The organism is Segatella baroniae DSM 16972 = JCM 13447 (assembly GCF_000426585.1).
GTDB classification, from domain to species: domain Bacteria; phylum Bacteroidota; class Bacteroidia; order Bacteroidales; family Bacteroidaceae; genus Prevotella; species Prevotella baroniae.
The window spans coordinates 58,962-75,728 of sequence record NZ_AUFQ01000005.1 but is presented as its reverse complement, the minus strand read 5'-3'; the positions used below and the strand labels follow the sequence as shown (position 1 = coordinate 75,728).

The 16,767-nt window shown below is 55.4% G+C and carries 14 protein-coding genes; 11 read left to right on the top strand and 3 right to left on the bottom strand.

Translation table 11 applies throughout. From position 1 onward, the window contains the following. Nucleotides 1-25 precede the first annotated feature (25 nt). The 8 genes from K334_RS0105610 (at nt 26) to rodA (ending at nt 9,872) form a co-directional block, all read left to right on the top strand. A complete protein-coding gene (locus K334_RS0105610; RefSeq protein ID WP_027444642.1) occupies nt 26-2,119 on the top strand; it encodes a M6 family metalloprotease domain-containing protein in 2,094 nt (697 codons plus the stop codon). A gap of 204 nt (nt 2,120-2,323) precedes the next feature. Then, nucleotides 2,324-3,196: a sigma-70 family RNA polymerase sigma factor gene (locus tag K334_RS0105605; RefSeq protein WP_021588949.1), complete on the top strand. Its 873-nt coding sequence runs from the start codon at nt 2,324-2,326 to the stop codon at nt 3,194-3,196. A gap of 339 nt (nt 3,197-3,535) precedes the next feature. Further along, complete coding sequence (locus tag K334_RS0105600; RefSeq protein ID WP_021588896.1) at nt 3,536-4,129, top strand: MGS-like domain protein; 594 nt, start codon at nt 3,536-3,538, stop codon at nt 4,127-4,129. 47 nt (nt 4,130-4,176) lie between these two features. Beyond that, nucleotides 4,177-5,199: a rod shape-determining protein gene (locus K334_RS0105595; RefSeq protein WP_021589161.1), complete on the top strand. Its 1,023-nt coding sequence runs from the start codon at nt 4,177-4,179 to the stop codon at nt 5,197-5,199. Nucleotides 5,200-5,208: 9 nt separating this feature from the next. Further along, nucleotides 5,209-6,072, top strand: coding sequence for a rod shape-determining protein MreC (gene mreC, locus K334_RS0105590; protein ID WP_025880497.1), 864 nt, complete (start codon nt 5,209-5,211; stop codon nt 6,070-6,072). Between the two features lie 2 nt (nt 6,073-6,074). Beyond that, on the top strand, nt 6,075-6,575 hold the full coding sequence (gene mreD, locus K334_RS0105585; RefSeq protein WP_025880498.1) for a rod shape-determining protein MreD: 501 nt from the start codon (nt 6,075-6,077) through the stop codon (nt 6,573-6,575). After that, complete coding sequence (gene mrdA / locus K334_RS0105580) at nt 6,572-8,422, top strand: penicillin-binding protein 2 (protein ID WP_027444641.1); 1,851 nt, start codon at nt 6,572-6,574, stop codon at nt 8,420-8,422. Before mreD ends, mrdA begins: the two co-directional genes overlap by 4 nt. Continuing rightward, nucleotides 8,403-9,872 (top strand): rod shape-determining protein RodA, encoded by a 1,470-nt coding sequence (rodA, locus tag K334_RS0105575; RefSeq protein WP_025880499.1) that lies wholly within the window; start codon nt 8,403-8,405, stop codon nt 9,870-9,872. Before mrdA ends, rodA begins: the two co-directional genes overlap by 20 nt. Nucleotides 9,873-9,946: 74 nt before the next feature. On the opposite strand, the gene K334_RS0105570 is transcribed toward rodA, so the two are convergent. The 3 genes from K334_RS0105570 to K334_RS0105560 form a co-directional block, all read right to left on the bottom strand. Then, nucleotides 9,947-10,414 carry a gliding motility lipoprotein GldH gene (locus K334_RS0105570; RefSeq protein WP_021589244.1) on the bottom strand — a complete coding sequence of 156 codons (468 nt, stop codon included), beginning with the start codon at nt 10,412-10,414 and terminating at the stop codon, nt 9,947-9,949. Between the two features lie 4 nt (nt 10,415-10,418). Then, nucleotides 10,419-11,732: a PSP1 domain-containing protein gene (locus K334_RS0105565; RefSeq protein WP_025880501.1), complete on the bottom strand. Its 1,314-nt coding sequence runs from the start codon at nt 11,730-11,732 to the stop codon at nt 10,419-10,421. A gap of 114 nt (nt 11,733-11,846) precedes the next feature. Then, nucleotides 11,847-12,998 (bottom strand): DNA polymerase III subunit, encoded by a 1,152-nt coding sequence (locus tag K334_RS0105560; protein WP_027444640.1) that lies wholly within the window; start codon nt 12,996-12,998, stop codon nt 11,847-11,849. A gap of 370 nt (nt 12,999-13,368) precedes the next feature. Between K334_RS0105560 and xylE the strand changes: the two genes are divergently transcribed. From xylE to K334_RS0105545, 3 genes are all read left to right on the top strand, one after another. Then, nucleotides 13,369-14,835 carry a D-xylose transporter XylE gene (gene xylE / locus K334_RS0105555; protein WP_027444639.1) on the top strand — a complete coding sequence of 489 codons (1,467 nt, stop codon included), beginning with the start codon at nt 13,369-13,371 and terminating at the stop codon, nt 14,833-14,835. Nucleotides 14,836-15,246: 411 nt separating this feature from the next. Then, nucleotides 15,247-15,867, top strand: coding sequence for a porin family protein (locus K334_RS0105550; protein ID WP_025880502.1), 621 nt, complete (start codon nt 15,247-15,249; stop codon nt 15,865-15,867). A gap of 220 nt (nt 15,868-16,087) precedes the next feature. Next, nucleotides 16,088-16,756 (top strand): DUF4476 domain-containing protein, encoded by a 669-nt coding sequence (locus K334_RS0105545; protein ID WP_025880504.1) that lies wholly within the window; start codon nt 16,088-16,090, stop codon nt 16,754-16,756. Nucleotides 16,757-16,767: the final 11 nt, after the last annotated feature.

Sequence of the window (16,767 nt, the reverse complement as noted above, 5' to 3'; positions counted from 1 at the left end):
TTGCAGCACACTTAGCCATTTATCCATGCGTAAAACCATTGCCACCATCTTTCTATTGCTCATCGTCGAGACCCTCTTCGCCATACCGGCCAAGGACAACCAATGGCGAACCATCACGCTGCAAGACGGCAAAACCGTTCGTGCCAAGCTTGTGGGAGACGAATTTCTACATTATTATATAGATGAATCCGGTAACAAATATATAGGTAATGGGACCTATTTCACCCTGTTGAATCCCAGCACCGAACGCCGTCTCGCCACGCGGGCATACGACAGGGCCAGGCAAAGGATGAAGCGGTTGAGGGGCAACCGCCGCGCGCCGGCCTACGAAGGCAAGAAGAAAGGAGTCATCCTGCTGGTCAACTTCAAGGATGTCAAATTTAAAGAAGCCCATACGCGGGAGACGTTTGACAAGTTGGTCAATGAGGAAAACTATCAGAAAGGAGCCATAAAAGGCAGCGTCCACGACTACTTTATGGCACAGAGCAACGGCCGTTTCGACCTCAGTTTCGACGTGAAAGGCACCTACGAACTGGGCCACGAGCGTGCTTACTACGGCGGCAATGCCAATATCGACGGGGAAGACGCCGACCGACGACCGGGCGAAATGGTTGCGGAAGCGTGCCGACTGGCCGCAGGTGACGTGAATTACAAGGACTACGACTGGGACGGAGACGGCGAAGTGGACCAAGTCTATGTCCTCTATCCCGGCAAGGGTGAAGCCGACGGCGGCGAACAGGAAACCATCTGGCCCCACGAATGGAACTTGCAGAGTTCCGATTACGGACGAAGATTGGCCATCGGCGATGTTTTCATCAACACCTATGCCTGCGGACCCGAGCTGGACGGTCGAGACAAACTCTGCGGAATCGGCACCATCTGCCATGAGTTCAGCCATTGTCTGGGACTGCCCGACTTCTATGACACCTCCAACACTGGCGTGTCCGACATGGGATCATGGTCGGTGATGAGCAACGGCTGCTTCGGTGGCGGAGGTCACACGCCTTCGGGCTACACTGCCTACGAGAAATGGCTCTGCGGTTGGCAAGCTCCCATCGTCCTGCAGGGCGACACCATCATAGAAAACCAGCAGCCCATAAGCCAAAACGGCGAAACCTACATCCTGTACAACGACGCCCACAAAGACGAATTCTACCTGCTGGAGAACCGCCAACAGCAAGGATGGGACGCCGACTTGCCCGACAGGGGCCTGATGGTCACCCATGTCGATTATGACAAAACTGCATGGATATACAACCAAGTCAACACAGAAAGCGGACATCCACGGTGTACGCTCATCACAGCCAACGGCCGGGAGCCGAGCTACTCGTTCAAATCGACGGGGAGAGACACCCACAATCTCTTCCCCTATGGCGACAAAAACAGCCTGACGAGGGAGACCGTTCCGGCGGCAAAGCTCTACAATAACAACACCGACGGCACACGGTTCATGCTGAGCAACATCACCCAAATCGTGCAACAGGCCGACGGCAACATCTCATTCTGCGTCAGCGCCAACCAGGTCAAGCCCCTCGAAGAGAATGACACACTCTTCTATGAGTCGTTCAAAGACTGTAACGGCACAGGCGGCAACGACGGAAAATTCAGTGGAAGGATAGCCAGCAGCAAGATTTACACCGACCACTCCGGTTGGACATACAACCATGGCGGAGCCGGAAAAGGCTGTATGAAATTGGGAACCTCCACCGTCGCGGGCCATCTCATATCGCCCGCCATCGCGTTTGACGGCGACTATATGCTCTCCGTCAAGCTGGCCGTCTGGAAAAAGGACGGCAACACGCTCGACATCCGGCTCGACTCCCAGCCCATCCATACCGCCAAGGACATCAGCAGCGACCATTTCACCACCTACACGATTCCTTTCACGGCCCATGGAACCCACAAACTGGCTTTCTACGGCAGCAAACGATTCTTCATCGACGACGTTCTTGTCATGAAGAAGAAAAGCCCGACGCCTGTGCCGCGTATCGGAATGAAACGCAACAAGCCTGCGTCGACAACCAAGATTTACAACCTGCAAGGACAGTATGTCGGCACTTCGCTCGACCTTCTGCCCACAGGCATTTACATCCGGAACGGCCATAAAATCAGAAAATAGCAGCCCCATACATGTTAAAGTTACGTAATTTAATGGACATTCGCCAAATATTCATTAAAACCACTTGACACGTATAGGGTTAATTGTTACCTTTGCACGCCTTTATAAAAAGGTATATACGTATAGCATCTTATCTTTTCCAAGGTCAGCAGCAAGTTTTCAGGACGATGAACTTAGGAAAATAAAAAGAAACAGGTAAAAAGAATGAGACAACTAAAGATTCAGAAGAGTATTACAAACCGCTCCAGCGAGGCTTTGGACAAGTACCTTGTCGAGATCGGACGTGCCCCATTGATTTCCATCGACGAAGAGATCGAACTGGCACAGAAGATCAAGAAAGGCGGCCGAGAGGGCGAACGGGCCAAGGAAAAGCTCGTGACCGCCAACTTGAGATTCGTGGTTTCGGTCGCCAAACAATACCAACACCAGGGCCTTTCGCTCACCGACCTCATCGACGAAGGAAACATCGGGCTGGTGAAAGCTGCGGAGAAGTTTGACGAAACTCGTGGATTCAAATTCATCTCGTATGCCGTCTGGTGGATTCGGCAAAGCATTCTGCAGGCCATCGCCGAGCAGAGCCGCATCGTCAGGCTGCCGCTGAACCAAGTTGGCTCACTCAACAAGATCAATCGGGAAATCAACAAGTTTGAACAAGAGTATCAACGCAAGCCCTCACTGACCGAACTTTCCAACGTAACGAAGATCGAAGAGGAGAAGATAGACCAGAGTTTGATGGCCGACAGCCACCATGTGAGCATTGACGCGCCGTTCCAGGACGGCGAAGACAATAGCATGGTGGACATCATGGCCTCGGGCGACGACACGCGGACAGACAAGCAGGTGGACCACGAATCCATGGCCTTGGAACTGGAAAGCGTGCTGAAGAAAGTGCTGAAGGACCGCGAAATCACCATCATCCGCGAGTGCTTCGGCATCGGTTGCCACGAAAAGGGACTCGAAGAGATAGGCGACCAGCTGGGACTCACCCGCGAACGTGTGCGCCAGATTCGCGAGAAGAGCATAGCCAAGCTGCGCGACAGCGGCTACGCCCGCATCCTGATGAAATACCTGGGCTGACACCGCCTTGCGAAAGCCGCCCTTTCGGCTTACCAAAGCTGCCCTTTCAGCTTGCCAAAGCTGCCCTTTCAGCCGCCAACGGCAGTCCTTTTGCGTTGTAAAAAGGCAGCTATTGCAAAAGCAAGGGAATCCTTTATAAATCTATTCCTTGAACTAACGCACGCGAACCGCCGTTCGCCTGCAGCTCCACCGCACCCTGAAAACCGCCCACGACAGGCAAACGGGCCTGCAACGGTGGGCGAATCAAGCCACCGGACACTATCTTAAAAAACGTAAATAGACAGGCATATTACGCTATTTTTCGTATTTTTGCAGTCTTAACATACAATGGTATAGAACATGGCTGCCACAAAACAGATAAAGACCGCGCTCATCTCGGTCTTTCACAAAGATGGTTTGGACAGATTACTGGCCAGACTCAATCAAGAAGGTGTCAAATTCCTAAGCACCGGGGGCACCCGGCAATTCATCGAATCACTGGGCTATGAATGCCAAAAAGTGGAAGACGTGACCACCTATCCCTCCATTCTCGGCGGCCGGGTGAAAACCCTGCACCCCAAGGTCTTCGGCGGAATACTGGCTCGCCGCGACCATGCGGGCGACCAAGAGCAAATGAAACAATACGAGATTCCGGCCATCGACCTCGTCATCGTCGACCTCTATCCGTTTGAACAGACCGTGGCCGACGGCGCATCGGAGGCCGACATCATCGAGAAAATCGACATCGGAGGCATCTCTCTCATACGCGCCGGCGCCAAAAACTTCAATGACGTGGTCATCGTTCCCAGCAAAGCTGAATACGAAATGCTGCAAGACATCCTCGACAAGAAGGGCGCCTGCACCGACTTGGAAGACCGCAAGCGCTTCGCCGAGCGGGCTTTCGGCGTCAGCAGCCGTTACGACACGGCCATCCACAACTGGTTTGCCAAATGAAAGCAACCCTTTTCCCACATTAGAATCGTATAAAACAAACATATCAAATGGGATTTTTTTCGTTTATACAAGAGATTGCAATGGATCTCGGCACGGCCAACACCATCATCATCAGCGACGACAAGATTGTGGTGGACGAGCCGTCCGTCGTCGCCCTCGACCGCCGCACCGACAAGATGATTGCGGTGGGCCAGAAGGCCAAGATGATGTATGAGAAAACACACGACAACATCCGCACCATCCGCCCCCTGCGCGACGGCGTCATCGCCGACTTCACCGCCTGCGAGCAGATGATGCGCGGCCTCATCAAGATGGTTCACACGGGCAGCCGCATCTATTCGCCGTCATTGAGGATGGTGATCGGCGTGCCGTCGGGCAGCACCGAGGTTGAACTGCGTGCCGTCCGCGACAGCGCGGAGCATGCGGAGGGACGCGACGTCTACCTGATTTTCGAGCCGATGGCCGCCGCCATCGGTATCGGTATCGACGTGGAAGCCCCCGAGGGCAACATGATTGTCGACATAGGAGGCGGCAGCACGGAGATTGCCGTCATCTCGTTGGGCGGCATTGTCAGCAACAACTCCATCCGAATAGCCGGCGACGACCTCACGGCGGACATCCAGGAATACATGAGTCGCCAGCACAACGTGAAAGTCAGTGAGCGTATGGCCGAGCGAATCAAGATTCATGTGGGCTCGGCGTTGACCGACCTGGGCGAGGAAGCTCCGGAAGACTACATCGTCCACGGCCCGAACCGCATCACGGCGCTGCCCATGGAGGTGCCCGTTTGCTATCAGGAGATTGCCCACTGCCTTGACAAGACCGTCGCAAAGATAGAGAATGCCGTGCTCAGCGCACTGGAGAACACGCCTCCCGAGCTGTATGCCGACATCGTGAAGAATGGCATTTACCTGTCGGGGGGCGGCGCGTTGCTCCGCGGACTCGACAAACGACTCACCGATAAGATCAACATTCCGTTCCATATAGCCGAAGACCCGTTGCACAGTGTGGCCAAAGGTGCCGGCATTGCATTGAAGAACGTGGACCGCTTCTCGTTCTTGATGAGATAAACAGCGTTCATGAAGAATCTTCTGGATTTCTTGGCAAGGTACAACCACTGGTTGCTTTTCATCATACTGGAAGTTGCAAGCTTCGTCTTGCTCTTCCAGTTTAACAATTATCAGGGCAGTGTGTGGTTCACATCGGCCAACGCCGTCTCGGGAAAAGTCTTCGAGTGGAGCGCAAGCGTCGAGCAGTTCTTCGCGCTGACCAAGGTGAACGAGGCACTGACGCAAAGGAATCTTCTTCTGGAACAGCAGGTCCGCCTGCTCACCGACTCCATACAACAGCGCGACGGCGCCGCCGCAATGCCGCAAAGCAGGCAGTTGCAGCTGCTGGCCGACTACCGGCTGATTCCCGCCAAGGTGGTCAGCAACACCGTAAACAGGCGCGACAACTTCATCACCATCGACAAAGGGGCCAAGGACGGCGTGAAGAAAGACATGGGAGTCGTCTGCGGCAACGGCGTCGTGGGTATCGTCTACCTGGTCTCCGACCACTATTCCATCCTTCTTCCCGTGCTGAATTCACAGTCGAACATCAGCTGCACCATCAAGGGACGCGGCTATTTCGGCTATCTCCACTGGACGGGCGGGGCCACAAACCTGGCCTATGTGGACGACATTCCACGCCACGCGCATTTCAAACTCTATGACCTGGTCGTCACAAGCGGCTACTCTTCGGTCTTTCCACCGGGCATTCTTGTCGGAAAGATACTGCATGTCTACAACTCAAGCGACGGCCTTTCCTACCGTCTGAACGTAAAGTTGTCGACCGATTTCGCCAATTTGCGCGATGTCTGCGTCATCGACAACACGGCGATGGCTGAACGAATCCAAATCATGCAGGCCGCAAACGACTCCATCAAGGAAAGGGAGGAATAACAATGAACACTACCGCCACAAGACGAATCCTGCTATTTGTACTTCTGATCCTCGTGCAAGTGCTGATTCTCAACCACATCCATCTCTTCGGCTACGCCACTCCCCTGCCCTACGTGGCCTTCGTCCTGCAGACCAGAAGGAACTTCCCACGCTGGGCCACCTTGCTCGTCAGCTTCGCATTGGGTGCCGTCATCGACCTGTTCTCCAACACGCCGGGGGTCGCCATGGGCTCGCTCACGCTCATCGGGCTCATCCAACCGCCGCTGCTGGAGGTCTTTGTGCCCCGCGACAGCGCAGAAGACCTGGAGCCGAGCATGAAGACGCTGGGCGTAAACAAGTTCATTTTCTTCACCGTTTTGGTCGTTTTCATCTTTTGCCTCTGCTTCTTCACGCTCGAAACGTTCAACTTCTTCAATTGGATCAAGTGGCTCGAATGCGTCGGCGGTTCGACCGCCTTCACGTCAGTCCTCATCCTGGTGCTTGAGAACATGCGTAAGAGATGAAAGACTACAAGCTCGAAAACAGGCGATTCATCATCGGTGGCATAGCGTTTACAATCGTAATCGTCTATATGATCCGGCTTTTCACGCTGCAACTCCTGAGCGACGACTACAAGAAGAATGCCGACAGCAACGCCTTCTTGAAGAAAATAGAATATCCTTCGCGCGGTGTCATCAACGATAGGAACGGCGAACTGCTGGTCTACAACCAGCCGGCTTACGACGTCATGGTGGTGATGAACGAGGCGAAGGACCGCATCGACACCACCGAATTTTGCCAGGCGCTGGGAATCACGAAGGAATTCTTCGTCAAGCGGATGGAGACCATCAAGGACAGAAGCCTCAACCCGGGCTATTCGCGGTTCACGCAGCAGTTGTTCATGAACCAACTGTCGGACAAGGAGTCGAGCGTGTTTCAGGAAAAGATATTCCGCTTTCCCGGATTCTATGTGCAGAAGCGCAGCATACGACAATACATGTACCCCTTTGCGGCGCACGTTCTGGGCGACGTTGGCGAGGTTTCGCCCGCCGACATCGAGGAAGACGAGTACTACCAGCCCGGCGACTACATCGGAAAGCTGGGCGTCGAGCGGTATTACGAGAAGGCGTTGCGCGGCGAGAAGGGCGTCCGTGTGCTTCTGCGCGACGCCCACGGACGCATTCAGGGCAAATATCAGAACGGCCGCTACGACAAACGCCCCGTTGCCGGCAAAGACCTTACGCTGAGTCTCGACATCAAGCTTCAGGCACTCGGCGAGCGATTGCTCGAAGGAAAGATAGGAAGCATCGTGGCGATAGAGCCTTCCACGGGCGAAGTCCTGTGCATGGTGTCGTCCCCAACCTATGACCCACGCAGGCTGGTGGGCCGCAAACGCGGCAAAATGCACAAGTATCTGGCCCGAAACGTTTGGAAACCGCTGCTCAACCGCAGTATCATGGGCCAGTATCCGCCAGGCTCCACCTTCAAGACCACGCAGGGACTGACCTATCTCAGCGAAGGAATCATCACGCCGCACACCATGTTTCAATGCCACCACGGCTTCTACTACCGCGGACTCCACGTGGGCTGCCACGGCCATGTGTCGCCACTCAACCTCGTGGAGGCCATCAGCACGTCGTGCAACGCCTACTTCTGCTGGGGGCTTTACTACATGATGGGCAACCGAAGGAAGTATTCCAACGTCGACATCGCCATGGATACGTGGCGCGACTACATGGTCAGCATGGGCTTCGGGTACAGACTTGGCATTGATCTCCCTGGCGAAAAGCGGGGGCTCATACCCAACGCGCAGTTCTACGACAAGGCTTACAAGGGGTCGTGGAACGGCCTTACGGTCATCAGTATCTCCATCGGACAGGGCGAAGTCAACCTCACGCCGCTGCAAATAGCCAACCTCGGCGCGACGATAGCCAACCGCGGCTACTACTACGTGCCGCATGTGGTGAGAAAAGTGCAGGCCGAACCGCTCGACACGGCCTTCACCCACCGGCGCTACACCAAGGCCAACCGCCGCGCCTACGACTACATCGTGGCCGGAATGCGGTCGTCCGTGCTGAAAGGAACCTGCAAACACCTCGGCCATCTCGACTTCCCCGTATGCGGAAAGACCGGAACGGCGCAGAACCGGGGCCAGGACCACTCCGTCTTCATGGGCTTCGCGCCGATGGAAAGCCCCAAGATTGCCATCGCCGTCTACGTGGAGAACGGCGGATTCGGCGCCGACTTCGCCGTACCGATAGCCGGCGTACTCTTTGAACAGTATATGAAAGGTAAACTATCGCCTGCGGCTGCCAAGGAAGCCGAGGCCTTGCAACACAGAAGAATAGCCTATGGCTCGCACAACCGATAAACATCCCAGCATCCTTCGCTCACTCGACTGGTGGACGATAGGGCTCTATCTGGCGCTGTTGGCGTTCGGATGGATCAGTGTCTGCGGCGCCAGCTACACGTATGGAGACACCGACATCTTCAGTTTCTCCACCCGTTCGGGCATGCAAATCTTATGGATCGGCACGTCGATATGCCTCGGTTTCGTCCTCCTGATGATGGATGACCGCTTCTATGACACGTTCGCCTACGTCATTTATGCGGCCCTTCTTCTGCTGCTTTTCCTCACTATATTCAATCCCCATGAGATAAAAGGCTCGCGGTCGTGGCTCGTCTTGGGCCCGCTCCGCCTGCAACCTGCCGAATTTGCCAAGTTCGCCACGGCATTGGCGGTGGCCAAATTCATGAGCACCTACGGCTTCAACATCCATCGTTGGAAGCATTTTGCGGCCGCGGTGGCCATCGTCGTCCTGCCCATGCTGTTCATCGTGGCGCAGAAAGAAACCGGTTCGGCCTTGGTCTACCTGTCGTTCTTCCTCATGTTCTACCGCGAGGGAATGCCGGGAAGCGTCTTGTTCACGGGGGTGGCCATGGTCATCTACTTCGTCGTGGGCATACGGTTCGAAGAAGTCATGCTGCTCGACACGCCGACGTCCATCGGCAAGTTTGTCGTACTGCTGCTCGTGCAGGTCTTTTCGGGCGTGATGGTGCATGTATATTGCGGCAACAGGAAGCAAACCAGACTCATCTTGGGCGCCTGTCTGGGCGTCACGGCCGTCTTCCTGCTGTTCTCCATCTATGTCATTCCTTTCGACATCATGTGGATTCAGCTCATTCTCAGCGGCCTGCTGATGGGCTACCTGGGCTATCAATGGCTTCGGTCACGCCTTTCCTCCTACCTTTACATCCTGTTGTTCACGCTCGGTTCGATTGCGTTTTTCTACTCGGCCGACTATGTTCTCAACCATGTGATGGAACCACATCAGCGCGTCCGCATCAATGTCTTGCTGGGATTGGACGAAGATCTGGCCGGCGCGGGCTACAATGTACACCAGAGCGAGATTGCCATCGGCTCGGGAGGACTGCGAGGAAAGGGCTTTCTCAACGGAACACAGACCAAGTTGAAGTTCGTGCCCGAGCAGGACACGGACTTCATCTTCTGCACCGTGGGCGAGGAAGAAGGCTTCCTCGGCTCGGCCGGCGTGCTGATTCTGTTCCTCCTCCTGATACTCCGCCTCATCCATTTGGCCGAGCGGCAACCGTTCAAGTTCGGCCGGATATATGGCTACTGCGTGCTGAGCATCTTCCTCTTCCACGTCTTCATCAATGTGGGGATGGTCTTGGGGCTGACACCTGTCATCGGCATTCCGCTGCCGTTCTTCAGCTATGGCGGCTCATCGCTGTGGGGTTTCACGCTGTTGCTGTTCATCTTCCTCAGAATAGACGCGGGACGCAACCTCATCCGCACCTGAAGAAAAGGCATTCCGCCCGTCAAAGACAATGGGGTTTGGCCAAGATTAGAATAAAAGAAAGGAACAACCTGGCGTTATTCCTTTCTTAACAAATATCCGACATCACTGATTCCGGGCAATATCTCGCGCTTCATGTCGTGACGTATCTTCACGACCACGCTGTCGGCTCGGTGCAACGGCAACTCCCTGATGGGAAAACGGAACTGATAATAGCTCATTCCCACGCCCATGCTGTTGCCTTTGGCGTCCATCAACTTGCAATTCAGCGTGTCGACATAATGTCTTCTTGCGGGATAAACCCACTGGTCTACGATAAGCGTCAGCCCCATGAAAGGATAGTCCGACGTCACACGTAGCCCCAATTCCGAAGTGTAATCACCCGAGTCGGCCATGCGCTGCAGGTTGAAAACGAGCGTATCGTTCTTTTCCCAGCCACTGACGGGCGTGTGTACGTACCTGTCATACACCTTGTTGCCCGTGCATGACAACAGCACCCCCGCCATGAAAAGCGCCCACGACACGAAAACCGACTTCGATTTCATACCCTTATTCAGTCTTCTCCTTCGCCTCCGATTCGGGCTTTGGGCCACGGTTTCGCTGCCGCTGCGGGCGTTGTTCGCCGTTGGGCCGCTGCTCCCGCCGTCCATGGTGCTCCTGCCGCCGGTTGCCGGCAGCTCTGTTGTCGGCCTCTCCCCCGGCCACAGGCGCATTGTCGCCCTGCGGCCTGTCGGCATGGGGCCTTCTCGGCTTGCCATTCTGACGGCCATTGGCCCCCTTCTTTTTCTTCTTGTTCTTGTCAAAACGGCTGATATCGCCCTCCAATACATCCTTCGGCTTGTTCTCCTTCTGGGGTGTTCCGTCCTCCTGAAGGCCGAGCGGCTTCTCTCCCCGACGATTCATCTCGATGATTTCACGTGCCCGTTTGGCCGAAATCGTTTCCAGGTTGGCGGCCAGATTCTTGTCGGTTGAATAGGTTACAAGCCCCGCCAGGATGTCACTCTTGAAGAAGTAGTAGTCGTTGTCCATGGTCTGCAGCTGAATTTCCTTGCTCGGCATTTGGCGACTGGCCTCCACGTAGGAGTCCACCTCATAGTTCATGCAGCACTTCAGCTTGGCGCACATGCCCGCCAACTTCTGCGGATTGAGCGAAATGTCTTGTATACGGGCCGCATTGGTGCTCACGCTGACAAAGTTCTTCATCCACGTCGCGCAGCACAACTCACGTCCGCAAGGCCCCGTTCCGCCTATGCGGCCGGCCTCCTGACGGGCACCTATCTGTTTCATCTCTATGCGCACGTGGAACGCTTCGGCCAGAACCTTGATGAGTTGGCGGAAGTCCACGCGCTCGTCGGCGATGTAATAGAAGATGGCCTTGTTGCAGTCGCCCTGGTATTCCACGTCGCCAATCTTCATTTGCAGGCCCAAGTCCTTGGCGATCTGCCGGCTCTGAATCATCGTCGCGTGCTCGCGGCTCTTGGCTTCCTTGTATTTCTCCATGTCCACGGGCTTCGCTATGCGGTAGATTCGCCGAATGTCATCGGGCGATTTGATGTTGGCTTTCTTCACCTGGAGCTTCACCAACTGTCCCGTCAGGGTGACAACGCCGATGTCATGGCCAGGATTGGCCTCCACGGCGACCACGTCTCCCTTGTGCAAATCCAAGTGATTGACGTTATGGTAGTAGCCTTTGCGCGTATTCTTGAACTGCACTTCCACCAAGTCCGTGGAGAGAGTGTTGCCCGGCACGTCGGCCAGCCAGTCGTAGGTATTCAGCTGTCGGTCCTGCCGGCCGCAGCCCTTGCAGCTCAGCCCACGGTCACAACCCCTGAATATCTCAAATTTCATATCTTTAAAATCCATATTTTTTTAGCTGACAGATGGCGGCCGGCACCTCGGCGCACGTCGTTCGCAGAACAACCGTTCACCCGTCGACCCGCCATCATGGTTATATATAGTTGTATTTGTACGTCCGCGTCATTTGCGAATCAGCAGAACGATCATCTGCAAGGCCAGGTCGAAGAACACGATCTTGGCGTTGGCGTTCTGTCCGATGTCGCGTCTGGCCTTCTCAAGAAGCTCCGTCATCTCCACCACATTGGCCTCGTTGATGAAGCGCGCGAAGTTCTTGGAGAACCGTTCCTCCTCTTGTGTCATGTAGTTCAGCTCCGGTTGCCGGAAGTTGTACATGAAATTCTCGCGTATCATGCCCATGAAGTAGGACAACATGCGCCGCTGTCTCTCCCGCCCATGGCCCGCGACAGCCTCGCTCCACTTCTTAAGGTCTTTGATATTGCGCATGTATGCCAAGCGCATCAGCATGATGAACAAGTCAAGGAACTGGCGATTCTCATTGCCGGCATTCAGCGTTTCCATCGCCTTCAGCCAGTTGCCGTCGGCCAACCGGGCCGTGCGGCGGGCGTCCTCCGGCTCCAGTCCGCGCCGTTCGACGAGCGCCTGCCGAATATCTTCCGCCGACAACCGCGGCACATCGATGCGCTGCACACGGCTCCGGATGGTTTCGATGATCCGGTCGGGCTCCTCGCACACCATGACGAACACCGTCTGCAAGGGCGGTTCCTCCAAGAGTTTGAGCAGTTTGTTGGCACATTCCTGGTTCATTCGCTCGGGCAGCCAGACCACGCACACCTTGTAACCGCCCTGATAGGACTTCAAGCTCAGCTTGCGAATCAACTCATCGCTCTCCCCCGCGCCGATGATGGCCTGCTGATTGGCCGCGTCCATCCTGTCCAACCACTCGTCCATCGAGAAATAAGCACTCTCCGAAATCATCTCCCGCCATGCCTTGGCGAAGTCGTCGCTCACCATCTTGTGCTCGGCCGACGTGCCGGCAGGGCGTATCACGGGGTAGGCGAAGTGCAGGTCGGGGTGCTCCCAACGGCCGAGCATGGCCTCCGAGTTGCGTATTTGGAGCTCGTCGGCCAGCACGGAACGGCCTTCCTCGTCGCGCTGTCCCAAGAGATGGGAGGCGAAAGCCAGCGCCAACGCCATCTTGCCGCAGCCCACGGGGCCGCACAACATCATGGCATGGGGCAGCCGATTCTCGGCCACCATCCGGCACAAACGGCGCTTTGTCGCTTCCTGACCTATGACTTCACCGAACTTCATCAGAACAAACATTGGGTTGAAGGGTCATCGACACGGGCTGCCGACGCCGCAAATGAACGAGCCGCATCAAACCGTCCCGACCCACCTGAGGCCTTGAAGGGCGGCGACACTTCGAAGGCGAAGCGGCACCCGGCGGCGGATCGGTTCAATGTTTCTGCGATACACATATTTTATAATACTGCTACAATATCGTTGCAAATTTACTAAAAAAAACTGCCAAAAGGCCTTCCATCGGCGGATATTTTGCGTTTTCCGCTTGTCCGTTAAGATATTCTTTCGTAATTTTGTGCCAATAACAAACTTATCATCAACCATTAGCGTAGATTTATAACCTAAACAAGCGAATCAGAATACAAATCTAATATAACAAATGGAACAAAATCAAACGGGCTCCAAGGCCTATCTATTCTCCATTGTGCTCGTCGCCGTCCTGGGCGGCTTGCTCTTCGGCTACGACACGGCCGTCATTTCCGGGGCCGAGAAAGGCTTGCAAGCCTTCTTTCTCAACGCTTCCGACTTCCGCTACACCGACTTCATGCACGGCTTCACGTCGTCGAGCGCGCTCATCGGCTGCATCGTCGGCAGTTCGCTGTCGGGCCTTCTGGCCGGACGGCTGGGCCGGAAGCGCGCCCTCGTCTTCGCCGGCGTCTGCTTCTTCCTGTCCGCCTGGGGCTCCATGGTGCCCGAATCCTACGTCCTTCCCGAAGGAAAACCGACGCTGACGCTGCTCGTCGTCTTCAACATCTACCGCATCCTGGGCGGCATTGGCGTAGGAATGGCGTCGGCCATCTGCCCGATGTACATCGGCGAAGTGGCCCCGAGCAACATCCGGGGCATGCTGGTCAGCTGGAACCAGTTTGCCATCATCTTCGGCCAGCTGGTCGTCTATTTCGTCAACTTCATCATCCTGGGCAGCCACACCAACCCCGTGATCGAGTCGATAGGCGAAGGTTTCAGCCGCGTCGTGCCCGGCAGCGACCCTTGGACCATCGCCACGGGCTGGCGCTACATGTTCGGTTCGGAGTGCATCCCGGCCGGATTGTTCACCATCCTCATCTGTTTCGTGCCCGAGACGCCGCGTTATCTCGTCATGACGGGCCGCGACGACAAGGCGCTCCACATCCTTTCGCGCATCAACGGCGCCGAGACGGCCCGCAACATCCTCAACGACATCAAGAACACGATAAGCGTCAAGACCGAGAAACTGTTCTCCTACGGCTTCATGTGCATCTTCGTGGGAATCATGCTGTCGGTGTTCCAGCAGGCCATCGGTATCAACGCCGTCCTCTACTACGCGCCCCGCATCTTCCAGGACATGGGCATGAGCAACCCGATGGTGCAGACCGTCATCATGGGCGTCATCAACATCACGTTCACTTTGGTGGCCGTCTTCACGGTAGAGCGGCTCGGCCGCAAGCCGCTGCTCATCAGCGGTTCGGTGGGCATGGCCCTCGGGGCCTTCGGTGTGGCCCTCACGTTCGGCAATCCCTCGCTGGAAGCGGTCACCATGGTCAGCATCATGGTCTACAGCGCCTGCTTCATGTTCAGCTGGGGCCCCATCTGCTGGGTCTATATCGCCGAGATATTCCCCAACACGATACGCGGCGCGGCCGTCGCCATTGCCGTGGCGTTCCAATGGATCTTCAATTTCATCGTCAGTTCGACGTTCGTTCCGCTGTTCAACATGCACCTTACGCCGGGCGACGACTTCGGCCATTGGTTCACCTACGGCCTCTATGGGCTCGTCTGCGTGGTCTCCGCCCTCTTTGTCTGGCGGCTCGTGCCCGAGACCAAGGGCAAGACGCTCGAAGACATGAGCAAGCTCTGGCGCAAGTAAGGCTTGTGGCAGACATGGGAAAATGCCGCTTCCGAAGCTTCCGGAAGCGGCATTTTTTCATGTCATGGCAAGGCGGCGGACGACTTGTTGCAGGGATGTGGCAAACACCTTTCCATCCCCCCGCTTTCCACCGCAGCCCTTTCAGCGGCTGAAAGGGCTGCCGTTGCAAGGCAAAAGGGCTGCTTTTGGCGGCCGAAAGGGCTGCCGTTGCAAAACGACCAGCCTGCTTTCAGAAAGAGACGGACAAGGCACAAGGCTGAAAGAGAAGGCTCCTTGCGGCGAAAGACGGCAGCCACGGCAGGGAAAACAACAAACTGAAATGTAAAAACATCGTACTTTTACAAAAGTATTAAAACATTTTGTTATCTTTGCAAAATCATTATCATATTTATATTCTTAAACCAATTGATTATGAAAAAACTATGTTTCGTGGCATGCCTGCTGATGGCGGCAGCCAGTTCGTTCGCACAGCGCAACGTAGGCGCCATCACCATTCAGCCCAAGTTGGGGCTCAACATTGCCAGCATGAGCAACGCCGAGGGGGCAGACGCCAGATTTGCCTTGGCCGCGGGTGCCGAGTTTGAATACCAAGCCACGTCGATGGTGGCGTTGACGGCAGGCGCGCTCTACTCGCAACAGGGTATCAAGGGTTCTGAATCAGGCATCGGAGGAACCATCAAGATGGATTACATCAACATTCCCGTCCTCGCCAACGTCTATGTAGCAAAGGGATTCGCCGTCAAACTCGGTCTGCAACCCGGCATATTGGTCAACGACAAAGTCAAAGTGACAGGCAAAGGCGTTTCCGCCGAAGTAGACCTTGAAAAGGCATTGCATGAAGGAGGCTTGACCGAAGCAAAGGTAAACAGCTTCGACTTGGCAATGCCGGTAGGCGCTTCTTACGAGATCAACAACGTCGTTGTCGACGCCCGCTACAATCTGGGGCTCACCAAGATCATCAGCGGAGTCGATGAGACGACCAAACATCAGGTCTTCCAACTGACAGTGGGCTACAAGTTCAACTTGAAATAACAAGCGGTCAACAACCAACCCATATCCATCGGAGGCTCCACGCACGAATCGTGGGGCCTCCGATTCTCGTTTTTCCCAATCGGAGATACGCTTCGCCCCACCGAAAGGCCGCAAGCACCCACTCGTCTTTAGGGAATTTACTTGCCGACATAGGGTTTTCCCCTTCCGATTGTTGAGAAATCGCGCTATCTTTGCGACATCAACTCAAAATAAAAGCGTTATGAAAAGAACACAATGGCAATTCACGCTGCTGCTCATCCTCATGCTGATGGCTTTCAACACGAACGTGATGGCAGACAAGCGAATCGTGGAACGGGGCATGACCAAGCAGGAAGTCATCGCCATTTTGGGCCGGCCGCAGAGCACAAGTTTCAACCAGTATGGCGAGCAATGGGAGTATTTGAAAGAGAAAATACTGAACTACGACCATCGCATCATCGTCATTTTCAACAACAACGGCAGGGTGGTGAGCTATCAGGACATCGAACTGAACCCGGGCAAAGACCCCGACCGCCAGTTCTTCCCCATACCCATGCCCCCCTACGACGGCTATCCCGGCATGGGACGGACCTATCCCGGCTATCCGGACAGGGGCTACCAGCTGTCGGAACGTGACTTTTCAATCGTCTACAACCGCGTGAGGAACGCCAGTTTCGACGACAACAAGATGGCGTTGATAGAGGTGGCGTCGCTGGGTTGCTACTTCACGTGCGCCCAATGCGCCAAGCTGATCGGCATGTTTTCGTTTTCCGACAAGCAACTGAAGGCCCTCAGGATGATGGCTCCGCGCATCGTCGACCCGCAAAACGGCTACACCATCTATCAGGTTTTCAGGTTCAGCAGCGACAAGGACGAAGCCGCGCGCATCCTGCAACGCAGCTGCTATTGAGCAAACGGCCC